This is a genomic window from Methylobacterium sp. Leaf89 (assembly GCF_001422215.1).
Classification (GTDB): domain Bacteria; phylum Pseudomonadota; class Alphaproteobacteria; order Rhizobiales; family Beijerinckiaceae; genus Methylobacterium.
In genome coordinates, this window is record NZ_LMML01000026.1 from 111,644 (window position 1) to 134,830 (window position 23,187).

General features: G+C 69.1%; 22 protein-coding genes and 1 tRNA gene. 14 read left to right on the top strand and 9 right to left on the bottom strand.

Annotated elements, in window-relative coordinates:
- Positions 1-68: 68 nt before the first annotated feature.
- Positions 69-1,124 carry a heat-inducible transcriptional repressor HrcA gene (gene hrcA, locus ASF18_RS09955; protein ID WP_200917560.1) on the top strand — a complete coding sequence of 352 codons (1,056 nt, stop codon included), beginning with the start codon at positions 69-71 and terminating at the stop codon, positions 1,122-1,124.
- A 62-nt stretch (positions 1,125-1,186) separates the two neighbouring features.
- Here the strand turns inward: hrcA and ASF18_RS09960 are convergent, their stop codons facing one another.
- Positions 1,187-2,116 (bottom strand): DUF1236 domain-containing protein, encoded by a 930-nt coding sequence (locus tag ASF18_RS09960; protein ID WP_056351163.1) that lies wholly within the window; start codon positions 2,114-2,116, stop codon positions 1,187-1,189.
- 288 nt (positions 2,117-2,404) lie between these two features.
- Between ASF18_RS09960 and ASF18_RS09965 the strand changes: the two genes are divergently transcribed.
- The 3 genes from ASF18_RS09965 to ASF18_RS09975 all read left to right on the top strand — a co-directional run bounded on the left by ASF18_RS09965 (position 2,405) and on the right by ASF18_RS09975 (position 5,209).
- Positions 2,405-3,772, top strand: a complete 1,368-nt coding sequence (locus tag ASF18_RS09965) for an MFS family transporter (RefSeq protein WP_277996208.1) — start codon at positions 2,405-2,407, stop codon at positions 3,770-3,772.
- A 265-nt stretch (positions 3,773-4,037) separates the two neighbouring features.
- Positions 4,038-4,823 (top strand): YfdX family protein, encoded by a 786-nt coding sequence (locus ASF18_RS09970; protein ID WP_056351166.1) that lies wholly within the window; start codon positions 4,038-4,040, stop codon positions 4,821-4,823.
- A 185-nt stretch (positions 4,824-5,008) separates the two neighbouring features.
- Positions 5,009-5,209: a hypothetical protein gene (locus ASF18_RS09975; RefSeq protein ID WP_056351168.1), complete on the top strand. Its 201-nt coding sequence runs from the start codon at positions 5,009-5,011 to the stop codon at positions 5,207-5,209.
- Between the two features lie 31 nt (positions 5,210-5,240).
- Here the strand turns inward: ASF18_RS09975 and ASF18_RS09980 are convergent, their stop codons facing one another.
- Positions 5,241-7,085, bottom strand: coding sequence for a chloride channel protein (locus ASF18_RS09980; RefSeq protein WP_056351170.1), 1,845 nt, complete (start codon positions 7,083-7,085; stop codon positions 5,241-5,243).
- 212 nt (positions 7,086-7,297) lie between these two features.
- Between ASF18_RS09980 and ASF18_RS09985 the strand changes: the two genes are divergently transcribed.
- The 5 genes from ASF18_RS09985 (at position 7,298) to ASF18_RS10005 (ending at position 11,436) form a co-directional block, all read left to right on the top strand.
- A tRNA-His gene (locus ASF18_RS09985) sits at positions 7,298-7,374 on the top strand.
- Positions 7,375-7,584: 210 nt separating this feature from the next.
- Positions 7,585-8,778, top strand: a complete 1,194-nt coding sequence (locus ASF18_RS09990; RefSeq protein ID WP_056274806.1) for a transglycosylase SLT domain-containing protein — start codon at positions 7,585-7,587, stop codon at positions 8,776-8,778.
- 200 nt (positions 8,779-8,978) lie between these two features.
- The gene (locus ASF18_RS09995; RefSeq protein ID WP_056274808.1) at positions 8,979-9,500 is read left to right on the top strand and encodes a response regulator; all 522 of its coding nucleotides are present in this window, start codon (positions 8,979-8,981) and stop codon (positions 9,498-9,500) included.
- A gap of 135 nt (positions 9,501-9,635) precedes the next feature.
- A complete protein-coding gene (locus ASF18_RS10000) occupies positions 9,636-10,556 on the top strand; it encodes a transglutaminase family protein (RefSeq protein WP_056223026.1) in 921 nt (306 codons plus the stop codon).
- A 73-nt stretch (positions 10,557-10,629) separates the two neighbouring features.
- The gene (locus ASF18_RS10005) at positions 10,630-11,436 is read left to right on the top strand and encodes a transglutaminase family protein (protein ID WP_056351172.1); all 807 of its coding nucleotides are present in this window, start codon (positions 10,630-10,632) and stop codon (positions 11,434-11,436) included.
- Positions 11,437-11,491: 55 nt separating this feature from the next.
- Here ASF18_RS10005 and ASF18_RS10010 read toward each other — a convergent pair whose 3' ends face one another.
- On the bottom strand, positions 11,492-12,019 hold the full coding sequence (locus ASF18_RS10010; protein WP_056351175.1) for a DUF4142 domain-containing protein: 528 nt from the start codon (positions 12,017-12,019) through the stop codon (positions 11,492-11,494).
- A gap of 183 nt (positions 12,020-12,202) precedes the next feature.
- On the opposite strand from ASF18_RS10010, the gene ASF18_RS10015 reads away from it, so the two are divergent.
- Positions 12,203-12,430 (top strand): hypothetical protein, encoded by a 228-nt coding sequence (locus ASF18_RS10015; RefSeq protein WP_056274809.1) that lies wholly within the window; start codon positions 12,203-12,205, stop codon positions 12,428-12,430.
- Positions 12,431-12,439: 9 nt separating this feature from the next.
- Here ASF18_RS10015 and ASF18_RS10020 read toward each other — a convergent pair whose 3' ends face one another.
- Complete coding sequence (locus tag ASF18_RS10020) at positions 12,440-13,369, bottom strand: LysR family transcriptional regulator (protein WP_056351176.1); 930 nt, start codon at positions 13,367-13,369, stop codon at positions 12,440-12,442.
- Between the two features lie 124 nt (positions 13,370-13,493).
- On the opposite strand from ASF18_RS10020, the gene ASF18_RS10025 reads away from it, so the two are divergent.
- Together ASF18_RS10025 and ASF18_RS10030 are read left to right on the top strand one after the other, a co-directional pair.
- Positions 13,494-14,423 carry a ring-cleaving dioxygenase gene (locus tag ASF18_RS10025; protein WP_056351178.1) on the top strand — a complete coding sequence of 310 codons (930 nt, stop codon included), beginning with the start codon at positions 13,494-13,496 and terminating at the stop codon, positions 14,421-14,423.
- A gap of 73 nt (positions 14,424-14,496) precedes the next feature.
- Complete coding sequence (locus tag ASF18_RS10030) at positions 14,497-15,135, top strand: alpha/beta hydrolase (RefSeq protein ID WP_056274815.1); 639 nt, start codon at positions 14,497-14,499, stop codon at positions 15,133-15,135.
- Between the two features lie 2 nt (positions 15,136-15,137).
- Here ASF18_RS10030 and ASF18_RS10035 read toward each other — a convergent pair whose 3' ends face one another.
- Genes ASF18_RS10035 through cyoA form a run of 5 tightly spaced genes read right to left on the bottom strand, consistent with a single transcriptional unit; the run spans position 15,138 to position 20,206 of the window.
- A complete protein-coding gene (locus tag ASF18_RS10035; RefSeq protein ID WP_056351180.1) occupies positions 15,138-15,893 on the bottom strand; it encodes an SURF1 family protein in 756 nt (251 codons plus the stop codon).
- Positions 15,893-16,276 (bottom strand): cytochrome o ubiquinol oxidase subunit IV, encoded by a 384-nt coding sequence (gene cyoD, locus ASF18_RS10040; RefSeq protein WP_056351182.1) that lies wholly within the window; start codon positions 16,274-16,276, stop codon positions 15,893-15,895. Before cyoD ends, ASF18_RS10035 begins: the two co-directional genes overlap by 1 nt.
- The gene (gene cyoC / locus ASF18_RS10045) at positions 16,273-16,917 is read right to left on the bottom strand and encodes a cytochrome o ubiquinol oxidase subunit III (protein WP_156389669.1); all 645 of its coding nucleotides are present in this window, start codon (positions 16,915-16,917) and stop codon (positions 16,273-16,275) included. The genes cyoD and cyoC overlap by 4 nt, the downstream gene beginning before the upstream one ends.
- Positions 16,918-16,945: 28 nt before the next feature.
- Positions 16,946-18,949, bottom strand: a complete 2,004-nt coding sequence (cyoB, locus tag ASF18_RS10050) for a cytochrome o ubiquinol oxidase subunit I (RefSeq protein WP_056222817.1) — start codon at positions 18,947-18,949, stop codon at positions 16,946-16,948.
- 60 nt (positions 18,950-19,009) lie between these two features.
- Positions 19,010-20,206: a ubiquinol oxidase subunit II gene (cyoA, locus tag ASF18_RS10055; protein ID WP_056274819.1), complete on the bottom strand. Its 1,197-nt coding sequence runs from the start codon at positions 20,204-20,206 to the stop codon at positions 19,010-19,012.
- 344 nt (positions 20,207-20,550) lie between these two features.
- Here cyoA and ASF18_RS10060 point away from each other — a divergent pair, with 344 nt between their 5' ends.
- Both ASF18_RS10060 and ASF18_RS10065 read left to right on the top strand, forming a co-directional pair.
- Complete coding sequence (locus tag ASF18_RS10060; protein WP_056351184.1) at positions 20,551-21,885, top strand: MFS transporter; 1,335 nt, start codon at positions 20,551-20,553, stop codon at positions 21,883-21,885.
- A gap of 203 nt (positions 21,886-22,088) precedes the next feature.
- Entirely contained in the window at positions 22,089-22,400 is a 312-nt protein-coding gene (locus ASF18_RS10065) for a hypothetical protein (protein WP_056222827.1), read from the top strand.
- Positions 22,401-23,187 lie beyond the last annotated feature (787 nt).

Genomic DNA, 23,187 nt, shown 5'->3' on the forward strand with positions numbered 1-23,187 from the left:
CGTCACACTCTCCGCCTCAGGAATGGAATGTGACCGAGCCCGCCCGCCCCTTCTCCACATCGCAGCAGATGCAGGTTCTCAGCGCGCTGAACGAACGCTCGCGTGAAATCTTCCGGCAGATCGTCGAGAGCTATCTGACGACCGGCGAGCCGGTCGGCTCGCGTAACCTCGCGCGCATCCTGCCCATGGCCCTGTCGCCGGCCTCGATCCGGAACGTCATGGCGGATCTCGAGCATTCCGGGCTGATCTTCGCACCCCACGCCTCGGCCGGCCGTCTGCCGACGGAGCAGGGCCTGCGCTTCTTCGTCGATGCGATGCTGGAGCTCGGCGATGTCGGGCGTGAGGAGCAGGAGCGGATCGAGGCGCAGATGCGCGCGGCCGCCTCGGGCCATACCTTCGATTCCGCCCTGGCCGAGGCCTCGATGCTGCTCTCAGGGATCTCCCGCGGGGCCGGCGTGGTGCTCACCACCAAGACCAACGTCCACCTGAAGCATATCGAGTTCGTCCGCCTCGACCCGACCCGGGCGCTGGTCGTCCTGGTCTCCGACGACGGCTCGGTGGAGAACCGCCTTCTCGACCTGCCGGCGGGCCTGCCGGCGGGGGCTCTCCAGGAGGCCTCGAACTACCTGAACGCCCGGCTCCAGGGCCGGACCCTGGGGACGCTCCGCGCCGAGATCGAGTCGGGCCGGCAAGCGATGAAGCGCGAACTCGACGTGATCACCGAGCGCCTCGTGGATGCCGGCCTCGCCGTCAGCGTCGGCCCCTCGGATGCCCGGCAGCTCATCGTGCGCGGTCAGGCCAATCTCCTGGACGACCTGCGGGCCGCCGAGGATCTCGACCGCATCCGCCTGCTGTTCAACGACCTCGAGACCCAGAAGGACGTTATCGAACTTCTGTCCCGGGCCGAGGGCGGCGAGGGCGTGCGCATCTTCATCGGCTCGGAGAACAAGCTCTTCTCGCTCTCCGGCTCGTCGATGATCGCGGCTCCATTCCGCGACGGGTCGCAGAAGATCGTCGGCGTGGTGGGGGTCATCGGCCCGACGCGCCTGAACTATGCCCGCATCGTGCCGATGGTCGACTACACCGCACGGGTGGTCTCCGGCCTCCTCGACCGCAAGCGCTGAGCGGAAAACGCGAAGGGGCGGAGCCTGAAGCCCCGCCCCCGACGCGGTTCCGATCGCTCGGGTCAGCCGCGGATCACGTCGACGATCTCGTAGGTGTCGGGATCGACGATGACGATGTCGTCGTCCACCAGCACGTAGCGGTAATCCTCGTATTCCGGCGCGATCCGGACGATGTCCGGCGGCAGGTCGTAGAGGGTGTAGCTGCGGGCGATGGCCGTGCCGACGGTGAGCGCGAAGGCGCCGGCGGCGAGGCGTGGGATGCCCCGGCGGAACACGCTCTGGCGGAACTCGGTGCGCTGCGGCGCCCCCAGGCGGCCATAGGCGCCGCGGACGGCGCCGCGATCGCCGCGACCACCCCGGCCCTCGCGCTCGACGCGGCCGTCGCGACCGCCGCGCTCATCGCGGTCGGCCCGTCCACCGCGCTCCTCGCGGCCATCGCGATCAGCCTTGCCGCCCCGATCGCCCTTGCCGTCGCGGTCCGCCTTGCCGTCGCGATCTCCCTTGCCGTCCCGGTCGCCCCGGCCGTCTCGTGCCGCGGCGCCACCGTCTTCGCGGCCACCGCGCTCTCCGGTCGCCTGACCCGGACGACCGTCCTGCCGCCCTGCGCCACCCTCGGCGCCACGGCCACCGGCCTCGCCGCGCTGGGCACCACCGGCCGGACCGGCCCCGGTCTCCGCACCGCCGGCGCCGCCGCGCATGCCCGCGCCGCCAGCCGCACCGCCGGCTTCGCCACCCCGCATGCCGGCGCCACCGCCCGCACCGCCACCGGCGCCACCGCGCATTCCGCCGGCACCACCCGCACCCGGACCCGCGCCACCGGCGCCGCCGCCCGCGCCCATGCCGGCGCCGCCACCTCCGGCACCGCCCGCGCCGCCCCCGGCACCGCCTGCCCCGCCACCAGCGCCGCCGCCCGGCCCGCCCTGCGCGAACGCGCTCGCTGCGCCGATCACCAGGGCCGCCGCCGTCACCGTGCTCCGAAAGAGCTTGCTCATGGGATCGTTTCCACTCTCGTTGTTGTCGGACGCCGCTCGACGTCGATGCCGTCCGCAACGAGGATCTTCGAGAAACCGTTCCCGGATTTCTTGCGCTGATCTTGCTGCTGATCGCGATCAGCCTATTGACTCGTTACAGCCAAGCTCAGGAGCACGTCTTCCACAGCGTGGTTTCATCGTCATCTTGGCCGTGTCCGACAACCCGCTGATCGCCCTTTGGAAATCGCGTTCGAGGCGATAACGTCCCCGTCAAGCAAGCCGCGGAACGGCATTGTTCAGAGCACAGGGATGAGACGTATGACAGGTGGGGCCGGGACCATTCCGACCAAGGCGGAGGACGCCGCGGACAACCGACGCCGGATCAAGGCGATCGTCGCCTCCTCGTCGGGCAATCTCGTCGAATGGTTCGATTTCTACTGCTACGCGTTCTTCGCGCTCTACTTCGCGCCGGTCTTCTTTCCCGCCGGCGACAGCACCAGTCAGCTCCTGCAATCGGCCGCCGTGTTCGCGGTGGGCTTCTTTATGCGCCCGATCGGCGGCTGGCTGTTCGGCCGCATCGCCGACCGCCTCGGCCGCAAGACCTCGATGCTGATCTCGGTGCTGATGATGTGCGCCGGGTCGCTGATGATCGCGGTGCTGCCGACCTACGCCACGGTCGGGCAGCTCGCGCCGGCCCTGCTGCTGCTCGCCCGGATGATCCAGGGCCTGTCGGTGGGCGGTGAGTACGGCACCAGCGCCACCTACATGAGCGAGATCGCCGTGAAGGGCCGTCGCGGCTTCTTCGCCTCCTTCCAGTACGTCACCCTGATCGGCGGCCAGCTCCTCGCCTCGCTGGTGCTGATCATCCTCCAGAGCTTCCTCACCGCGCAGGAACTGACGGCCTGGGGCTGGCGCATCCCGTTCGTCATCGGCGCCATCGCGGCGGTGGTCGCGCTCTACCTGCGTTCGTCGCTGGCCGAGACGGCGACCAAGGAAGACATGGCCAAGAAGGATTCCGGCACCTTCGCGGCCCTGTTCAAGCACTGGCGCGCCTTCTGCGTGGTGCTGGCCTACACCGCCGGCGGCTCGTTGAGCTTCTACACCTTCACCACCTACATGCCGAAGTACCTCTTTAACACGGCGCATATCGACAAGGTCACGGCCTCGCAGATCTCCACCGCCGCCCTGTTCGTCTACATGATCATCCAGCCGTTCTTCGGCTGGCTGTCGGACCGAATCGGGCGCAAGGCCAACATGCTGCTCTACAGCGGCCTCGGGACCCTGATGGTGGTGCCGCTGATGACCGCCATCGGGTCCACGCAGAACGCGGTCCTGTCCTTCGCGCTGATCATGGTCGGCCTGATCGTGATCAGTTTCTACACCGGCATCAGCGGCATCGTGAAAGCAGAGCTGTTCCCGACGCAGGTGCGGGCCCTGGGCGTCGGCCTCTCCTACGCCATCGCCAATTCGCTGTTCGGCGGCACCGCCGAGATGGTCGCGCTCTACCTGAAGCAGGTCGGCTCCGAGAGCACGTTCTTCTGGTACGTGACCGTCATGCTCGGCGTCGCCTTCATCGGCTCGCTGATCATGCCGAACCCGAAGCGTCACGGCTACCTCGACGGCGACGGCACCGTCGAGGAAGCGCTGACGCGCAAGTCCCGCCTCTCGGCCGCCTGAGCCGTTTCCTCCTCGGGCGAACGACCGGCACGCGGTGAGCGATCACCGCGTGCTTTTTTGTGCCGCCGGCATCCGACTCGGAAACGGCTTGATGCACCTCCGCGTCTGGGCTGCTGTCAACGAATATTTGATGAACTGAACCTGACCAAACTTTAAGATGACATCTCGATTGGCCAAGACCACATTTGCTTCAGAAGAGATCGCCGGCGCAGGGAGATCAGTTCGATCCACGATCCAGGCGCGGCTCTTCTTCGGAGGCAGTGTGATGAATAAGACAAGAACAGTTGCCGCTTTCCTTGCCGCAACCTCGCTCCTCAGCGGTGTGGCACTGGCCAACGATGCGGTGAAGCCCGCGACGGCTCCGCCGGTGACGGCCGCGCAGCAGGCGGCGGACAGAGACGTGGGCAAGCTGTCGAAGGACGGCGCCCAGGCCTTCCGCGACCTGCACCTCGCCCGCATCGCCATCTTCGACGCCGATCCGACCCTCGCCAAGACCCTGATCGGCAAGGCGCAGGCGTCGCTCGCCAAGGCCAAGACGGACGAGGCGATCTACACCAAGGCGGAAGCGGACCTGCGGAGCCCCGACAAGCACGCCGCGATGGCGAAGGCTTCCGATGCGAAGGCTGCCGATGCGAAGGCGGCCGACGCCAAGACCGCGGAGGCGAAGGCATCCACGCAGCCCACGGCCTGGCTGCCCGTCGACGGCCAGCTGACGCTCGGCGAGGATTTCGTCGCCACGCCGACCAAGGCGGCCGCCGTGGCGACCGCGAACAAGAGCCTCGAGAAGGGTGACCGCAAGTCGGCCATCGACCAGCTCAAGCTCGCCGGCGTCGACATGAACTTCGTCCTGGCCGTCGTGCCGCTGAACCAGACGACCACCGATGTCGATCAGGCGGCGAGCCTGATCGGACAAGGCAAGTATTACGAGGGCAACGCCCTCCTGAAGAAGGTGGAGGACGGCGTGCGCTTCGACGTGGTGAACGTGCTCGGAACCCCGCAGAAGGCGCCGGCATCCGCGGCGACGACGGGTTCGACCGCCGTCCCCAAGTGATCCTTCGCTCGAGTGACCCTTCACTCGAGTGACCCCTGATGAAGCGGCCCTCGACGAAGGGACCCTCTGATCAAGTGATCCCCTGATCCGACCCTGCCGGCGCCGCGTCCCGCCCAGGACCCGGCGTCGGCCCTTGCGCGGCCGCGCCGCGGCGCCCGGATCTCCTGCGTGGGAGGCGTTTCGTGATGAGTATCGGGATCAGCCTCGGGCTTCTGCTCTCCGCCGTCGTCACCGGTTTCGGCCTCGTGCTGGCCGCCGGCCTCGCCGGTCATCCGGTCGACGGGCAGGTGCCGAGCGACTGGGGCTGGAGCCTCCTGATGATGGGCGGGGCCAGCCTCTTCGCCTTCGGCTATGCCGGCTGGCGCCGGGCCACGGGGCGTTTGTGACCGCGCGGCGCTTTTCCGCCCGGCCAGCGACTCAGCTCGTCTCCCCCAGCACCGCCCGGCGCTGCCGGTCCAGTTCCTCGCTGTAGCGCTTGAGGGTGTGGCTCTCGGTGAGGAGGCCGATCACCTTGCGGCTCTTCAGGTCCTCCACCACCGCCAGGGCCTCGCTTTCCGTCCGGTCGAAGATCGCCGTGGCGATCTTGGCGTTCATGTCGGCGGTGAGGACGTCGTGGGTGTGGCGCAGGAGTCCGGGGAGACCCGGCGCCTCCGCCTCCGCCTCCAGCAGGGCCGCGTGGGCTTCCGGCACGAGGATGATGCCGGCGTAGCGCCCCTGCCCGTCCACCATCACCACCCGGGAGGGCGAGCCCAGAGGGTGCTTGCGCAGGAAATTAGCGAGACTTTGGTCGAGGGCGGCCGTCGGCACCTCGCGGCGCATCAGCTTGCCGACCGTGAGGGTCCGGATCCAGCCGACATCGTGCGCGCTGCGGATGCTCTCGCCGCGCAGGTGGAAGCGCCAGGTCGCGAAGGAGTAGCCGAAGGTCTTCCGCACGGTCAGCGACGAGGCGATCACCGCCACGAGCACCAGGCCGGCGATCGGAAAGCTGCCCGTGAGTTCGAGGGCGAGGAACGTCATGGTCAGCGGTCCGCCGATCACCGCCACGGCGAGCGCACTCATGCCGATCACCGCGTAGGCGAGCGGGGTCAGCCCGAACGCGACGAAGCCGGGCAGGATCATCGGCATGCCGGCAGCGAAGATCTCGCCCACGATCGCGCCGAGGAAGAGCGAGGCGAAGAAGAGGCCGCCGCGGAATCCCGACCCGATGGAGACCGCCGAGGCCGTCGCCTTGGCGACGAACAGCACGATCAGGGCCGAGAGGCCGAGGGTGGTGCCGTGGGCGTCGAGGTGCAGGTGCAGCGCCCCGTGTCCGCCGGAGAGGACCTGCGGCGAGGCGATGAGCGCCAGCCCGCCGACGCAGAGGCCGCCGAGGATCGGCACGCAGAGGGTCGGCAGGCGGGTGGCGCGAAAGCCGGCTTCCACCAGGGTCACACCGCGCATGATGAGGATGCCGAGGCCGGCGCAGATCAGTCCGAGGGCGAGGCTCGGAACCGTGTCGAGGGTGGTCAGGACCGTCGTGGTCACGGCATCGGCCCGTTCCACCGTCACGAGGGAGGTCTGGGCCACCAGGGCGCGGGCGACGACACTGCCGCAGAGGGCGGCGACCACGACCGGGGTCAGCGTGGCGATGGAATAGGTGCCGATGATGAGCTCGAAGGCGTAGAACGCCCCCGTCAGCGGCGCCCCGAAGGCCGCCGCGATGGCCGCCGCCGCGCCGCAGCCGACGAGGGTCCGCTGATCGGCCCGGCGCAGCTCGAAGGCGAGGCCGAGGCGCGAGGCCAGTCCGGCGCAGAACTGCGTGTAGGCCGCCTCCATTCCCACCGAGATGCCGCTGCCGTTGGAGATGGTGTTCTGGATCACCACGATGGTGGAATCGCGGATCGACATCCGTCCGCCATGCAGCGCGTTCGCCTCGATCGGGTCGACCACCGGGCGCCGGGGCCGTCGCTGCCAGCGCAGGGCCAGGGTGAAGAGCGCGAGCAGGACGCCGCCGAAGGCCGGCGCCAGGAGAACCACGAGGGGCGGGAGATCGGTGGCCGCGCTCAGGCGCAAGCCCGGCGGCAGACCGTAGAGCAGCTCCCGCAGGGCCTGCGTCGCGCGGTTCATTCCGGCCACCGCGACGCCGCCGCAGCAGCCGATCAGGGCGGCCAGGACGATCAGGCCGATCTCGCTGCCGCGCACGAGGGCGCGCAGCTGGCCGGGCGCTTGCACGAGCACCCGCTGGGCGAGCGGCGGTCGGGAGTGGATGGCGTGCGGTGGCATCGACCGGTGAACGGGAGCGTGCGCCGGGAGGAACGCGCGCAGGGAGATGGACCCGCGCCCTGCTTAGCCCGTCGGCGGCCCCGGCGTCGACCGCTCGGCGCCGTCGCCCGCACGACGCCTCGGGCTCGACGGGAGAATGGTCCACACTTTTGCCGACGATCGGCCAAAGGCGGCTTGAAATGCGGCGCGGGTCGGGATAGATCGCCCGCAGTGCCGCTGTAGCTCAGTTGGTTAGAGCGCTTGATTGTGGATCAAGAGGTCCCCCGTTCGAGCCGGGGCAGTGGTACCATTCCTTCTCGATGAGATTTGTTTGGCGGTCGTGCTCCGGCATGGCCGCGTTCGGCGTTTCGCGTCCCGCCCCGTCCGGCTGCGATGTGCGAAAACGCTCTGGACACCGTGCCAATCTTGCCACGGGATTGCCCCAAACTGGGCCGTGTTGTCGCCACATCTGTCAAGCTAATCTCAATCCGTCGCTTGGGAACGGGGTTGGGTCGCGCAGATGCAGGGTCGAAACGTCGGATCGTCACGGACCGTCTTCGCCAAGGGCCCCATCGCCAAGGGGGCGCCCGTCAAGGGCTCGCTCGCACCGCGCTCCGGCCTCGGCGCCGCTCCGTCGTCATCGGATGCCCTCACCCTCGGCGGCCGCATCGGCCGCGATCACGGCAGCCGCCCCGCCCTGACCCGCTCCGTGCTCTCCATGGTGCTGCTGGCGGGTGGCCTCGGCGGAGTCCTGGTCTACGGCGTCGGGCCGGACACCGGCGTGGTGCAGTCGGCCCAGGCGATGACCGAGATCACCATGCCGCGTCCGCGCATCCAGCCGGTCCCGGTCATCCTGCAGACCTCCGCACAGGCGAGCGCGCCCCGCGCGGTGATCACCGCCGCTTCCGCCTTCGCCCCGGTCCATGACCTCGACACCGAGCTCGGCTCCAATGCGGTGGACCGCGTCTCCTACGACTACCTCCTGACGGAGAGCTCGGTCGGCGACCCGAACGAGGTCCTCGAATTCGGGCCGATGAAGATCCGGCGCCACCTCGTGCAGAAGATCGTCCGCGCCGCGCAGGCGGTGGAAACCGACCCCGTCCTACTGATGGCGGTGGCCGACAAGGAATCGAGCTTCAAGACCGAGGTCCAGGCCCAGACGTCCTCCGCGACCGGCCTGTTCCAGTTCATCGAGCGGACCTGGCTCGGCGTGGTGCGCGACTTCGGGCCGAAATACGGCCTCGCCACGGATGCCGCCCTCGTGGTCGCGGGCGACAACGGACGCCCCACCGTCCTCGATCCGGCCGACCGGACCCGCATTCTCGAGATGCGCCGCGACCCCTACCTGTCCGCGCTGATGGCCGGCGAGATGCTGAAGCGCGACGCCGCCCGCATCGCGCTCCGCATCGGCCGCGAACTCACCCTGGGCGAGGTCTACCTCGCCCACTTCCTCGGCCCGGACGACGCCGAGGACTTCCTCGCCACCGTGGTCGACACGCCGAAGGCCGCCGCCGCGCAGATGCTGCCCGGCCCGGCCCGGGCCAACAAGACGATCTTCTTCGCCGCCCAGCGCGGGCGCCGGAAGGCCGTCAGCCTGTCGGTGGCGCAGGTGCACGAGAAGTTCGAAGCGATGATGAGCACCCGCGGCGAACGCTACCGCGACGTGCGCTCCATGGCCGGAATCCTGGCCTATGCCGACGCGACGGCGGACTGATGAAACGCACAAGGCGGACAGCGTCCGGGATGATTTCCCGCAACTGACCGTGATCTCCCGGCTTTAATGTCGGCGAGCCGTTCCGGCTCGCCTCGAGACACACACCGCGGAGGCCCTGCTTGCCGGACCCGAAAGGTACGAACGCGGACGACACGTCCGCCGTCAGCCGGACATCGCTCGCGGACACGCTGAGTCCCGGGATGTCGCTCGACCGGATCGGCCAGGCCCTCGCCGCCTTCTACGACGACCTGATCGCCGAGGGCGTGCCGGAACACCTCGCGATCCTCGTGCGCAAGGTCGAACCGGAACCGGTGGCCAAGCCCAATCCGGCCAAGCCCCGCCCATCCAAGCTCGCCCTCGTGGTCGAGGACGACGCCGCCACGCGGGCGCTGGCCGAGGCGCTCCTGAGCGACACCGACCTGACCGCCATCGGCTGCGACAGCGCGGAGGCCGCGCTCACCATCATGCGCGAGCGCGGCGGCGACGTCGCCCTGGTCTTCGCCGATGTCAGCCTGGCCGGCGCGATGGACGGGGTCCAGCTCGCCTCCGCGGTCGCCCTGCTCTGGCCGGCGGCCCGCATGGTGGTCACCTCGGGCCGGCGGGCCGAACGACCCGGAACCCTGCCGGAGCAGGCAGTGTTCATTCCGAAGCCGTGGCGCCCGTTCGATCTCCTGAGTGAGGCGGAAATCGCCACCACCGTGCCCCAGCCCATCGTGCCCTGACCCTGTCGGTTCGCCCCGCCGAGAGGCGTTTCCGCCGCTCCCGCGGCGGGTCGCTCCGGCGCACGACTTGCATCGCCGAACCCAGCGTCCGCGCCGACCAGACCACGCCGATCCGGCGCGGTGGAGCCCCTCGCCTTGCCCATCCTGTCCGTCCGTCACCGCACCACCTACCGTTACCGGCAGCCGGTGGCCTTCGGTGAACACCGCATCCTGTTCCGGCCTCGCGACAGCTACGACCAGCGCCTGATCTCGGCGACCCTGAAGATCACGCCGGAGCCGAGCGGCCTGCGCTGGCTTCACGACGTCTTCGGCAACTGCGTGGCCGTGGCCACCTTCACGGGGCGGGCCGCGCAGCTCACCTTCGAATGCGCGATCACCCTCGACCACACGCCGGAATCGGCGCCGGTCTTCCCCATCGCCGCCCATGCGGCGTTCTACCCGTTCGGCTACGGAGCCGACGACATCCCGGATCTCAGCCGCTCGATGGAGCGGCAATACGCCGATCCGCGCAACGAGGTCGACGCCTGGGCCCGCAGCTTCGTGCCCCCCGCCGGACGGATCGGGACCCAGGACCTTCTGGCCGAGATGACCCGCAGCGTCCGGCGCAACTTCGCGTATCTGGCCCGCTCCGAGAAGGGCGTGCAGGATCCGGTGACGACGCTGCGCCTGAAGCGCGGAAGCTGCCGCGATTTCGCGGTGTTGATGATCGAGGCCGTGCGGGCCCTCGGCATGGCGGCCCGCTTCGTCTCGGGCTACCTCTACAACCCACGCGGGGATCGCGACCGGCACGTGGGCGGTGGCTCGACTCATGCTTGGGTGCAGGTCTACCTGCCCGGCGCGGGCTGGATCGAGTTCGATCCGACGAACGGCATCGTCGGAAACCGGGATCTGATCCGGGTCGCGGTGGCGCGAGACCCGCGCCAGGCAGTCCCGCTGCACGGGTCGTTCTTCGGGTTTCCGGCGGACGATCTGGGCATGACGGTGAGCGTCGATGTCCAGGAAGTCGAGCCGGGGGCCGGGGGGCCTCGGGCGACGGATCCGGATCTGGCGCGTTGACGCACCGGCGCGGTAACCGCCGCCCGGTCGCAAGTGAAGAGCGTGTGTTTCTCGACAGGATCAGGTGGTGGATATGAAGATCAGGACTGGGTTCGACATCGCCTTCGAATCGGTTCAGCCAACGCCGATGATCCTCGCGTTGAGCGTGCACCCCTCACGGATGCCGGACGTCCTGACCCCCCACGTCATCCAGTTCGATCCGCCGATCCCGTCCCAGGACTATCGCGACGTCTTCGACAACATCTGCACCCGCATCGTCACGCCCCCCGGCCGCCTGACGATCTCGGCCGATTTCGTGGTCCAGGATTCCGGCCAGCCCGACGCCTATGCGCCCAACGCCCAGCAGATCGAGGTGCAGAACCTGCCCAACGACGTGCTCGTCTATCTCCTGGGCAGCCGCTACTGCGACACCGACAAGCTGTCCGAGACGGCCTGGTCGCTGTTCGGCGGCACGCCCCTCGGCTGGGGCCGGGTACAGGCGATCTGCGACTACGTGCACGATCGCATCCGCTTCGACTACATGTGCGCCGATGCCACCCGGACGGCCTGGGACGGCTTCATGCAGCGCCAGGGCGTCTGCCGCGATTTCGCGCATCTCGCCGTCGCGTTCTGCCGCTGCATGAACATTCCGGCGCGTTACTGCACCGGCTACCTCGGCGACATCGGCATCCCGCCGGTGCCCGACCCGATGGATTTCTCGGCCTGGTTCGAAGTCTATCTCGACGGGACCTGGTACACCTTCGACGCGCGCCACAACACGCCGCGCATCGGCCGGATCGTCATGGCCCGCGGGCGCGACGCGACAGACGTGGCGATCACCACGAACTTCGGTTACGCGCACCTCGCCCGCTTCGACGTCCACACGGACGAGGTCTTCTGATCCTGCGGCGGGTCGGGACGGGTCTCCGCCGTACCGCTCGCCGGGGGGACGGGACTTACCTATCGAGATCCTGCGCCATCTTGAGGTGATGCGCGAGGGCCGGCTCGGTCTTGGCCGCCCAGGCCTTCAGGTCCGGGTTGTCGCCGCCCTTCGCGTAGCGCTGGAACAGGTCGACCGCATCCTTGTGCGCCTTCACCTGATCGCTGTGATACTGCTTCGTGAAGGCGTCGCCCTGCAGGCCCTTCAGGGTGTCGAGCTTGCCCTGATGCGTGCTGTCGAGGGCCGTCGGGAGGGTGGCCTGGACCTTCCCACCCTGGACCATGGCCTTCAGCTCGCCCGTGGTCTTCTCGTGATCGGCGATCATCTTCTGGGCGTAGGCCTTGGTCGGCGCGTCGCTGCGCTCGGCCGCGAGCCGGCTGGTCTGGATCTCGAAGAGGTCGCTGACCCCGGCCTGGGTCACGAAATCGGCGGTGGAGGGGCTCACCCCGATCAGCGCATTCACCCCCGTCTTCTCGCTCACCGATTGCGCCGCGGCCGGTCCCGCGAGCAGCACCGCCACGGCGATCATGGCCCTGCGTGTCATCACACCCTCCTCCAGCGATCTCATGCCCGTGAACCTCGGCATCGGCCCCGTGTTCCGGTTGAGCGGGAGATCAGCCGTCCCCTTTCGGGCGCCCGAACACGCTTCGCTTCACCACGAAGTCAGGTCGCAGGGACGAAAAAGGCCGCGTCGCGCGTTGCCCTTCTGCAAGCAGGAGAGACCGAGATGGATGCACGCCTCATCGCGATGAACAACGAGGCCAACCGAATCGCCTCCGAGCGCCTGCTGGAGCAGCTCCGGGACGAAGGCCTGCGCTACCGCCTGTGGGTCACCGGGACGCCGCAGGGCGACACCCTGCACCTGCGCGTGGACCATCTCTGCCCCGAAATGCGCCAGCGCCTCGACAAGGTGCTGCGCGGACGCGGCCTGACCCTGGAGATCGCCGAGGCCTGAGCCGGCGGCTCACGCCGGGACGGTGCCGGTCCCGGCCGCCCAGGGCGCGGCCGAGAGGGCGTGGGCCAGATAGGCGATCAGGGCGGTGACCCGGGCCGGGCGCGGATCGCCCGGCGGGGTGACAAGGTGGAGGTCGATCCGCGGCGGCGTCCAGCCCGGCAGGGCCCGGACCAGGCGCCCGTCGCGCAGGTCCTCCCACACCATGAAGTCCGGCTGGACCGCGAGGCCCAGGCCGGCACGCAGGGCGGGCGCGAGGGCATCGGCATTGTTCGCCCGCAGGGGGCCATCCGGCACCACCGTGGCCTCCGCGCCGCCGGTCCCCAGGAAGCGCCAGCGATCCGGGCTCGGCAGGTAGGCGTAGCCGAGGCAGGCATGGCCCGCGAGATCGTGCGGATGGGCCGGCCATCCGTGCCGGGCGAGGTATGCCGGCGTGGCGACGAGCGAGCGGTGAATTGCGCAGAGCCGCCGGGCCCGGAGCGAGGAATCCGTCAGCGCGGCGATGCGCAGGCCGCAGTCGAAGCCGCCGCCGACGAGGTCGATCAGATCGTCGCCCAGATGCAGGTCGATGCTCAGGCCCGGATGTGCCGCGAGGAAATCCGGCAGGAGCGGCGCCACGTGCAGCACCCCGAACGACATTGGCGCAGCGAGCCGGACCTTCCCGCGCGGCTGCGCCGCCGCGTCCTGCGCCCGGGTCTCGGCCGCCTCGCCCTCGGCGAGGATGCGCGCGGCGGCCTCCCGGGCCGAGGCGCCGGCCTCCGTGAGAGCGAGCTTGCGCGAGGTGCGGTGGAACAGGCGCGCCCCGATCCGCACTTCCAGGCGGGTCACTGCCTTGGAAACCGTACCCGTGGTGATGCCCAGCTCAGCGGCCGTACGGCCGAAGGATCCGGTCTCGACCACCTTGGCGAAGATGGCCCAGGCTTCGAAATCGGGAAGCTTCATCGATGGTCTTTCAGAAACGATGCGTTTCCATCGTTTCCATTTTCGAACGCGGTGGCAAGGCGCATCTTCCGGTCATCGCAGCACGGCCGGTCCCGGCGCGGTGCGGCCCCCAGGAGATCGTCCCATGTCCCAGAACGGCATCCACCACGTCACCGCGTTTTCCGGCGCCGCGCCCCGCAACGTCGACTTCTACACCCGGGTGCTCGGCCTCCGACTGGTCAAGAAGACCGTCAACTTCGACGATCCGGGCACCTACCACCTCTATTACGGCGATGAGACCGGCCGCCCCGGCACGATCCTGACCTTTTTCCCGATCGCGCACGCGGCCCCCGGCCGGGTCGGGATCGGCGAGACCCAGGAGACCGCCTTCCGGGTCCCGCGGGCCGCGATCGGCTGGTGGACCCACCGCTTCATCGAGAAGGGCGTCGCCCACGAGGCCCTGGCCCCGGTGCTGGGCGAGCCGACCCTGCGCTTCCGCGATCCCGACGGCCTGATGCTGGCCCTGGTCGGCACCGAGGCGGCGGAGACCGACGCGCCCTGGACGGGTGCCGAGATCCCGGCGGAGCACGCGATCCGCGGCTTCCACGGCGTCACCCTGCTCCTGAAGGAGGCGGAGGGCACGGCGGCGATCCTGACCGAGGTGTTCGGCTTCCATGAGGCCGGACGCGAGGGCGCGGCGACCCGCTACGCCAGCGGCGCCCCAGAGGGCGGCTTCGTCACCCTGCGGGCGGTGGGCGAGTTCCTCCGCGGCCGCCAGGGCGCGGGCTCCGTGCACCACATCGCCTTCCGGGCGGCGGACGACGCGGAGCAGGCGCGGATGGTGGAGACGCTGACCCGCACCTACGGGCTCGGGGTCACCGAGCAGCGCGACCGGCAGTACTTCCGCTCGGTCTACTTCCGCGAGCCGGGCGGGGTGCTGTTCGAGATCGCCACCGACGTCCCGGGCTTCGTCGTCGACGAGCCGGTGGAGACCCTGGGCAGCGACCTCAAGCTGCCGGCCTTCCTCGAACCCCACCGGGCCCAGATCGAGGGGCACCTGCCCGAAGTGGCCTGAACGAAACCGGCCGAAGACAAGCGCTCGCTCCGTCCGGAGCGGGCGCGCTCCAACCGATCGTCGCGAGGTTGCCATGACCGAACCATCCTGGGGCGGAGCCCAGCGCTTCACCCATCGCTTCGTGCCCGCCACCGAGGCCGGGCTGCCGCCGCTCCTCCTCCTGCACGGGACGGGCGGCGACGAGACCGACCTCCTGCCCCTCGGGCGGACCCTGCTGCCCGGCACCGCCCTGCTCTCCCCCCGCGGCGCGGTGCTGGAGAACGGCATGCCGCGCTTCTTCCGCCGACTCGCGGAGGGCGTGTTCGACGAGGCCGATCTCCGCCGGCGCGCCGCCGACCTCGCCGGCTTCGTCGCCGCGGCGCGGACAGCCTACGGCCTCGCCGCGCCGGTGGCGGTCGGGTTCTCGAATGGGGCGAACATCGCCGCGGCCCTGCTGCTCCTGCACCCGGAGGTGCTCGCCGGCGCGGTGCTCCTGCGCCCGATGGTACCCCTGCGGGAGACGCCGCCGGCCGATCTCGCCGGCCGGCCGGTGCTGATGCTCTCGGGCGCCGCCGACCCGATCGTGCCTGCGGCCAATGTGGGGTCGCTCGCCGAACGCCTGCGGGCTGCCGGCGCCACCGTCACGCACGAGACCCTGCCCGTCGGGCACGGCCTTTCGCAGGCCGACGTCGTGCGGGCGGGCGCCTGGCTGCAGCGCCTCGCCGCGGCCTGACCTCAGGCCGATGCCCGCCCCGCGCCGCGGCGGGCATCGAGGAGGGTGTAGCCGACCGCGCCCAGGACCATCAGGGCGAGGACGTACCAGGTGATCGCGTAGACGAGGTGGTTGTCCGGAAACCGCACGATCGTCAGCCCGCCTACCGGCCAGCCGCCGCGATTCGGGGTGGCGTCGGCATCGATGAAGTACGGGGCGGCGTCGGCGAGCCCCCGCGCCGCCGCGATGGCGGCGACGTCGCGCGAGTACCAGCGCCCGGCCTCGGGGGCATTGCTGCGGAGGAAGGCCCCGCCCGGTTCACTCAGGCGCAGGAGCCCGGTGACGGTGGTCTCGCCGGCGATCTGTCCGGCCGCCCGCGCGGCCGGGTCTCGGCGGTCCGCGGGGACGAAGCCGCGATTGACCAGGATCGCGGTACCGTCGCTGCGCTCCACGGGCGTCAGCACCCAGAAACCGGCGCCGAGATCGGTGACGGCCTGGACGAGAGTCTCGCGGTCGTTGCGAAAGTGCCCGCTCGTCCGCACCCGGCGATAGGCGTCGGCATCCGCCGTCAGCCCGTCCCAGGTTCCGGGGCCCGGCGCCGCGACCGGATCGGCATGGACCCGGGCCTCGACCCGGGCGATCAGATCGTGCTTCCAGGTCCGGCGCTGGACCTGCCAGGTTCCCAGAGCCGCGAGGGCCGCCACGAGGATCAGCCCCGTGACGGCGAGGGCCGCGAGCGCGAAGGTGGAGCGCCGCGCCCCCGGTCGTGGGCTGGCCATCAGCCCATGTGCATGTGCTGCGGCATCATGTTCGTGTTGAGGTGGTACATTACCCACAAGGAGCCCGCGAGCGTGATGATCACCAGCGTCAGGGTGAAGATCAGAGCCAGGATGGTCCAGCCGCCCTCGGACTTCGTGTTCATGTGGAGGAAGTAGATCATGTGCACCACGATCTGCGCTACCGCGAAGCCCATGATGACGATGCCGGTGATGCGGTCGTTGCCGAGTACGTTGCCCATCACCAGGACGAACGGGATCGCCGTCAGGATGACCGACAGCACGAAGCCGGTCATGTAGTCCTTGAAGGTCCCGTGGCTGCCGCCGTCGGCATGCCCGTGTCCGTGCCCGTGATCGTCGTGTCCTGCCTTCGACGCGGCGCTCATTGCAGGACTCCCATCAGGTACACGAAGGTGAAGACGCCGATCCAGATCACGTCGAGGAAGTGCCAGAACATGCTGAGGCAGAGCAGCCGACGCTTGTTCTCGGGCACCAGCCCGCGCTTGTGCACCTGCGCCATCAGCGTCACCAGCCAGACGATGCCGAGGCTGACGTGCAGGCCGTGGGTGCCGACCAGGGTGAAGAAGGCCGACAGGAAGGCGCTGCGCTGGGGCGTCGCGCCCTCGTGGATCAGGTGGTGGAACTCGTAGAGCTCCAGCCCCACGAAGGCGAGGCCGAACAGGCCGGTGATCGCCAGCCAGATCTGCACGCGGCTGAGGTCGCCCTTCTCCATCTCCAGCATGGCGAAGCCGTAGGTGATGGAGGAGAACAGCAGCATCGAGGTGTTCAACGCCACCAGCGGCAGGTCGAACAGATCCTTCGGCGAGGGCCCCGCGGCGTAGTTCCGGCCCACCACCGCATAGGTGGCGAACAGCGCCGCGAAGATGAGGCAGTCGCTCATCAGGTAGAGCCAGAAGCCGAGCATCGTGCTCCCTTCCGGGTGATGCTCGCCCTTGGCGTCGTAGAAGGCCGTCGGATCGACCTGGGGAATCGTCACCGACGGGCTTCGGCCGGGCTCGAAGTTCATGGCAGCGGAAGACTGGGTTGCCATGATCTCAGACACGCTCCGCCAGCAGGGACGTCCGCTGGCCTTCCGTCCGGACGACCTCGTCGGCCGGGATGTAGAAGTCGCGGTTGTAGTTGAAGGTGTGGCCGATCGCGACGACCGCGATCGCGGCGAAGCTGAAGGCCGCAAGCCACCAGATGTACCAGATCATCGCGAAGGAGAAGACGATGCTCAGCACGCCGAGGATGATGCCGGCCGCGGTGTTCTTCGGCATGTGGATGGCCTTGAACCCCTGAAGCGGCCGGGCGTAACCGCGCTTCTTCATGTCCCACCACGCGTCGTGATCGTGGATCACGGGCGTGAAAGCGAAGTTGTAGTCCGGCGGCGGCGAGGAGGTCGCCCATTCCAGGGTCCGGCCGCCCCACGGGTCGCCGGTCGTGTCGCGCAGCTGCTCGCGGCGCAGGACGCTGACGACCAGGGTGATCGCGAAGGAGGCGATGCCGCAGAGGATCAGCACGGCGCCGAAGGCCGCAATGATGAACCAGATCTGCAGGGACGGGTCGTCGAAGTGCTGGACGCGGCGGGTGACGCCCATCAGGCCGAGGACATAGAGCGGCATGAAGGCGACCCAGAACCCGGTCAGCCAGAACCAGAACGACACCTTGCCCCAGAAGTCGTCGAGCTTGAAGCCGAAGGCCTTCGGGAACCAGTAGGTGATGCCGGCCAGCATGCCGAACAGCACGCCGCCGATGATGACGTTGTGGAAGTGGGCGATCAGGAACAGCGAGTTGTGCAGCACGAAGTCGGCCGGGGGCACGGCGAGCAGGACGCCGGTCATGCCGCCGATGACGAACGTCACCATGAAGCCGACCGTCCAGAGCATCGGCACCTCGAACCGGATGCGGCCCTTGTACATGGTGAAGAGCCAGTTGAAGATCTTCGCACCCGTCGGGATCGAGATGATCATCGTCGTGATGCCGAAGAACGAGTTCACGCTGGCGCCCGAGCCCATCGTGAAGAAGTGGTGCAGCCACACGAGGTAGGACAGGATCGTGATGACGACGGTGGCGTAGACCATCGAGGCGTAGCCGAAGAGGCGCTTGCTCGAGAAGGTCGAGACGATCTCCGAGAACACGCCGAAGGCCGGCAGGATGAGGATGTACACCTCCGGGTGACCCCAGATCCAAACCAGGTTCACGTACATCATCGGGTTGCCGCCGAGGTCGTTCGAGAAGAAGTGCGTGCCGACGTAGCGGTCGAGCGACAGCAGCGCGAGAACGGCCGTGAGGATGGGGAAGGCGGCGACGATGAGGATGTTGGTGCAGAGCGCGGTCCAGGTGAAGACCGGCATCTTCATCATGGTCATGCCGGGGGCCCGCATCTTCACGATGGTGGCGATGAGGTTGATGCCCGACAGCAGGGTCCCGATGCCGGCGATCTGGAGCGCCCAGATGTAGTAGTCGACGCCGACCCCCGGGCTCATGGCGGGCCCCGAGAGAGGCGGATAGGCCAGCCAGCCGGTGCGGGCGAACTCGCCGACGAACAGCGAGGCCATCACGGTCACGGCGCCGCTCACCGTCATCCAGAAGCTGAAGTTGTTGAGGAACGGGAAGGCCACGTCGCGGGCGCCGATCTGCAGCGGCACGACGAAGTTCATCAGGCCCGTGACCAGCGGCATCGCCACGAAGAAGATCATGATCACGCCATGGGCGGTGAAGATCTGGTCGTAGTGGTGCGGCGGCAGGTAGCCCTCGTTCGGCCCGAAGGCCATCGCCTGCTGGGCGCGCATCATCAGCGCGTCGGCGAAGCCGCGCAGGAGCATGACCAGCGCGAGCACGATGTACATGATGCCGATCTTCTTGTGATCGACGGAGGTGAACCAGTCGCGCCAGAGGGGTCCCCAGAGGCGGAAATAGGTAAGCGCACCGAGCACCGCGACGCCGCCGAGGCCGACCATCGCGAAGGTGATGAGGAGGATCGGCTCATGAAGCGGCACGGCGTCGAGCGTCAACCGCCCGAACAGGAGCTTCTGGAGATCCGGATTGGAGAACATGGGACCTACTCGTGAGAGGAGTGTGCCGAATGGGGGTGCGGGCGACCGAAGCGTCCGCGATTATCGATTCAGTTGACCGGGCGCGACGGAGTCCGAGCCCTTGGAATCCTTGCCGTCACCGGCCGGGCCGCCATGGTGACCGCCGTGGTCGTGCCCGGAATGCTCCGGTGCCGAGTCCGGCTTCACCTCCGGTGCGATGCTCTTGGGCTTCATGCCCTCGGGCTGCTCCCGGCTATGGGATTCGCGGCCGGAGCCGCCGACCGTGGCGCCCGGCGCCTCGATGCCCTGCTCGGCGTAGCGGTTGTCGTATTCCAGCCGCTCGCGATTGGCGTGGCTCTCCTTGCCCGCCCCGCCCATGGCGTCGATGTGCATCATCTCGTTCATGCACATCTTGCCCGGCACGGCGCACATGTTGAGCACCGCGCCGTAGAGGCCGTTCTCCACGGTGGAGAAGTAGCGCACCGGCTCGCGCTCGCTCGGCTTCTCCAGGGCGAGGTAGCCCTGGCGGTCGAGGGGCTTGCCCTCGGCCTTCACCTTGGCGACCCACTGGTCGAACCCGGCCTGGTCGAGGCCATGGAACTTGAAGTTCATCCGCGAGAAGCCGGAGCCGCTGTAATTGGCCGAGAGGCCCTCGTAGGTGCCGGCCTTGTTGATCACCGCGTGGAGCTTCGTCTCCATGCCGGCCATGGCGTAGATCTGCCCGGCGAGCGCGGGGATGAAGAACGAGTTCATGACGGTGGCGGAGGTGATCTTGAAGGAGATCGGCACATCGACCGGAGCCGCCAGTTCATTGACGGTGGCGATGCCCTGATCTGGGTAGAAGAACAACCATTTCCAGTCGAGTGCGACGACCTCGACCGTCAGCGGCTTGACCCCCGCCGGCAGCGGCCGGTCTGCGTCGAGGCGGCTCAGGGGACGGTAGGGATCGAGGGTGTGGGTGCTGATCCAGGTCAGGGCCCCGAGGGCGATGACGATGACCAGCGGCGCCGACCAGATCAGCACTTCGAGCTGCGTCGAGTGGTGCCAGTCGGGATCGTATTCGGCCTTGGTGTTCGAGACCCGGTAGCGCCACGCGAACAGCAGCGTGAAGGCGATGACCGGGATGATGATGAGCAGCATCAGGCCGGTGGAGGCCAGGATCAGGTCGCGCTGGCGCGTTGCGATGTCGCCGGAGGGCTGCATCAGGACCATGTTGCAGCCGGACAGGAGTCCGAACAGCGGGAGGAGCGCGAGCGTACGAAGGGTTTTGACCGGCATGGACTCGTCTGGCACCATCTCGGATGAGCGACGTCCAACGGCCCCGATTGACCGAAGGCGTTATCGTCGGGTCTCAATTCGCTGCATTGCATCAATCTGACAAGTCGCATGCGGCGCGTCTGATCAGCGCTGCGGGCATAGCCGATGCAGGACAAAGCACGCTATGGACCCTGCCACGATTTCACGGATCGCGCCAAAACACCGCGCTCTTTGTCCCGGGGCGCGTCACGCTGCGCTTTGACGCAGACAAATGGCAGGGCGTACACGTGTCCCATCCCAGGGCCTCACGCGCCGCCCCGCGCCTGATTCGGCCTCGAACGCATGAAGCGAGCACGGTTTCCTTGATGAGCGCAGACTCCGCATTGCCCTCCTCCTCATCGCTGGAGCGCGACGCGCACGAGGCGTCGAGCGATCACAATGTGGCGCCGGGCGAGATCGCCATCGGCGTCGTAATCGGGCGCGCCGCGGAGTATTTCGACTTCTTCGTCTACGGCATCGCCTCGGTTCTGATCTTCCCCGGCGTGTTCTTTCCCTTCGCCGATCCGCTGACCGGCACGCTCTACGCCTTCGCGCTGTTCGCCCTGGCCTTCATCGCCCGCCCGATCGGCTCGGTGATCTTCATGGAGATCGACCGGCGTCACGGGCGCGCGGCGAAGCTGACGATCGCGCTGTTCCTGCTCGGCGGTTCGACGATGGCGATCGGCTTCCTGCCGAACTACCACCAGCTCGGCGCGCTCTCGATCTGGATCCTGGCCGCCCTGCGCTTCGGCCAGGGCCTCGCCCTGGGCGGCGCCTGGGACGGACTTGCCTCCCTGCTGGCGCTGAACGCCCCTGAGAAGCAGCGCGGCTGGTACGCGATGATCCCGCAGCTCGGCGCGCCGGTCGGCTTCATGCTGGCGAGCGCCCTGTTCGCGTTCTTCCTCGGCAACGTCTCCAACGCCGACTTCCTCGACTGGGGCTGGCGCTACCCGTTCTTCGTGGCCTTCGCGATCAACGTCGTGGCGCTCTTCGCCCGCCTGCGGCTCGTGGCCACCGAGGAATTCTCGCGGATGCTGCAGATGCAGGAGCTGGAGCCGACCCCGGTGCTGGAGCTCCTGCGCACGCACGGCCGGTTCGTGCTCATCGGCGCCGTGGTGCCGCTGGCGAGCTTCGCCCTGTTCCATCTCGTGACGGTGTTCCCGATCAGCTGGATCCACCTCTTCACCGGCCGCTCGGCGGGCGAGTTCCTGCTGGTGCAGTGCTCGGGCGCCTTCCTGGCCGCCGGCACCATCGTGCTCTCCGGCGTCCTGGCCGACCGCATCGGCCGGCGGACCTTGGTGGGGGTGGCGGCCGGCCTGATCGGTCTGTTCGCCCTGGCCAGCATCGCCGCGCCCATCATCTTCGGTGACAGCGAGCTCGGCCAGACCATCTATGTGCTGATCGGATTCGGCCTGCTCGGCCTCTCCTACGGCCAGACCTCGGGCTCTGTGACCGCCAATCTCGGCACCCGCTTCCGCTACACCGGCGCCGCCCTCACCTCGGACCTCGCCTGGCTGATCGGCGCGGGCTTCGCGCCTCTGGTGGCGCTCAGTGTCTCCAGCCGCTTCGGCCTGTCCTGGGTCGGCGTCTACCTGCTCTCCGGCGCGGTCGCGACGCTCTGCGCCCTCGCCTTCAACCGCCGCGAGACCGCCCGCCTCTGAAGGCCGCGCCGCCCGTCAAGGATCGAGCCCCGGACGGCCGCTGCGCCGCCGGGGCTTTTTTCGTGTCCGAGCGACCGACCCGCCCCCGCAGGGCCGTTTCGGATGGAAAACCGGCCGCTTCGCGCGCGCGGTCTCTGCGGTAGGATGCCGGGGCGAGGCCGTCGGCGGCACGACGCCCGAGGGGGACGGAGGCACACCGCATCGTGGCGCAGCTCATCTACACCCGCCTCGAGGACCACCCGCGCGAGACCTACGTCATCACGAGCGGGGCGCTGATCGTCGGGCGGGTGGATTGCATCCGCGACGATCCCCCGCCCGCCGCGCAATGGACCTGGGGCCTGCACCTCGACATCGGGGCGTCTCCGTTCCGGCGAGGCGCGACCGTGTCCTCGCGGGACGCGGCCGTGGCGGCCCTGGAGCAGGCCTGGACCGAGTGGAAGCTCTGGGCCGGCCTGTGCGATGCGGATGGGCCCGACCCATCGGCCGGAACGCCGGCACCCCGCATCCTGCGCTGAGGCGGCGGCGGCGCGGCCGTCCTTCGTGGAGGGCCTGGGAGGTCCTGTCGCGTCGGCCCGCCCCGGGCGGACGCCCGCCACGTCTTCGCCTCAGTGCCGCGGCCCGTCGCGCCGCCGCGACCGGAAGCGGAGGGTCCGGAGTCCCCGCGGCGTCACATTGATCCACCGCAAGGTGCGCGCCGGCCCCGCGGTCATCATCGCGACCGCAAACGGGAACAGGAGGCTCCGGTGACGATCGTCTTGCGATCCGCTTCCGTCCGGTCGGTCCAAGCGACGGGCGTGCCGCACATCCTCGGAGCGCGACCGTCGGCGGATCCGATCGTCGCGGACCTCTTTCGCCACCGGAGCATCGGCCGCCACCGGAGCATCGGCAGCCTCCAGGCGCTCGGTCTTGCGCTCCTTTCCGTGGTCGTGACCCCCACGCCGCTCCGGCTCGTGCTGGCCCGTCCGACGTGAAGGCGAAGGGGGCCGCGGCCCCGAAGCGGACGGCGCGGGGCGGCACCGACGATCGAGAGGATACGGGAGACGCCGCATGGCTGTCGACGACGAGCGAGTCTGGGGATCGCGGGGCCGGTCCGGACGCCCCCTGCCGCGCTGGTTGCGGGCGCGGCTGTCCCGGCGGCGGCGGACGACCGTCGACGGCCAAGGGCACGCCGGGCCGCGGGGCCAGGGGCCGGCCGAGCCGGCAGCGCCGCAGCCGGACGCAGGGACGGACCGTCCGATGGACGTCGCCGCCCTGCTCCGGGTCGTTCGGTCGGTGGCCGCCGACGGGTTCGGTCCCGGTCCG

What these genes read in the sequence shown, in the direction of transcription:
- hrcA (WP_200917560.1), top strand. Translation starts at nt 69, where the DNA reads ATGCAGGTTCTCAGCGCGCTGAACGAACGCTCGCGTGAAATCTTCCGG.
- ASF18_RS09960 (WP_056351163.1), bottom strand. Translation starts at nt 2,116, where the DNA reads ATGAGCAAGCTCTTTCGGAGCACGGTGACGGCGGCGGCCCTGGTGATC.
- ASF18_RS09965 (WP_277996208.1), top strand. Translation starts at nt 2,405, where the DNA reads ATGAGACGTATGACAGGTGGGGCCGGGACCATTCCGACCAAGGCGGAG.
- ASF18_RS09970 (WP_056351166.1), top strand. Translation starts at nt 4,038, where the DNA reads ATGAATAAGACAAGAACAGTTGCCGCTTTCCTTGCCGCAACCTCGCTC.
- ASF18_RS09975 (WP_056351168.1), top strand. Translation starts at nt 5,009, where the DNA reads ATGAGTATCGGGATCAGCCTCGGGCTTCTGCTCTCCGCCGTCGTCACC.
- ASF18_RS09980 (WP_056351170.1), bottom strand. Translation starts at nt 7,085, where the DNA reads ATGCCACCGCACGCCATCCACTCCCGACCGCCGCTCGCCCAGCGGGTG.
- ASF18_RS09990 (WP_056274806.1), top strand. Translation starts at nt 7,585, where the DNA reads ATGCAGGGTCGAAACGTCGGATCGTCACGGACCGTCTTCGCCAAGGGC.
- ASF18_RS09995 (WP_056274808.1), top strand. Translation starts at nt 8,979, where the DNA reads ATGTCGCTCGACCGGATCGGCCAGGCCCTCGCCGCCTTCTACGACGAC.
- ASF18_RS10005 (WP_056351172.1), top strand. Translation starts at nt 10,630, where the DNA reads ATGAAGATCAGGACTGGGTTCGACATCGCCTTCGAATCGGTTCAGCCA.
- ASF18_RS10010 (WP_056351175.1), bottom strand. Translation starts at nt 12,019, where the DNA reads ATGACACGCAGGGCCATGATCGCCGTGGCGGTGCTGCTCGCGGGACCG.
- ASF18_RS10015 (WP_056274809.1), top strand. Translation starts at nt 12,203, where the DNA reads ATGGATGCACGCCTCATCGCGATGAACAACGAGGCCAACCGAATCGCC.
- ASF18_RS10020 (WP_056351176.1), bottom strand. Translation starts at nt 13,369, where the DNA reads ATGAAGCTTCCCGATTTCGAAGCCTGGGCCATCTTCGCCAAGGTGGTC.
- ASF18_RS10025 (WP_056351178.1), top strand. Translation starts at nt 13,494, where the DNA reads ATGTCCCAGAACGGCATCCACCACGTCACCGCGTTTTCCGGCGCCGCG.
- ASF18_RS10030 (WP_056274815.1), top strand. Translation starts at nt 14,497, where the DNA reads ATGACCGAACCATCCTGGGGCGGAGCCCAGCGCTTCACCCATCGCTTC.
- ASF18_RS10035 (WP_056351180.1), bottom strand. Translation starts at nt 15,893, where the DNA reads ATGGCCAGCCCACGACCGGGGGCGCGGCGCTCCACCTTCGCGCTCGCG.
- cyoD (WP_056351182.1), bottom strand. Translation starts at nt 16,276, where the DNA reads ATGAGCGCCGCGTCGAAGGCAGGACACGACGATCACGGGCACGGACAC.
- cyoC (WP_156389669.1), bottom strand. Translation starts at nt 16,917, where the DNA reads ATGAACTTCGAGCCCGGCCGAAGCCCGTCGGTGACGATTCCCCAGGTC.
- cyoB (WP_056222817.1), bottom strand. Translation starts at nt 18,949, where the DNA reads ATGTTCTCCAATCCGGATCTCCAGAAGCTCCTGTTCGGGCGGTTGACG.
- cyoA (WP_056274819.1), bottom strand. Translation starts at nt 20,206, where the DNA reads ATGCCGGTCAAAACCCTTCGTACGCTCGCGCTCCTCCCGCTGTTCGGA.
- ASF18_RS10060 (WP_056351184.1), top strand. Translation starts at nt 20,551, where the DNA reads ATGAGCGCAGACTCCGCATTGCCCTCCTCCTCATCGCTGGAGCGCGAC.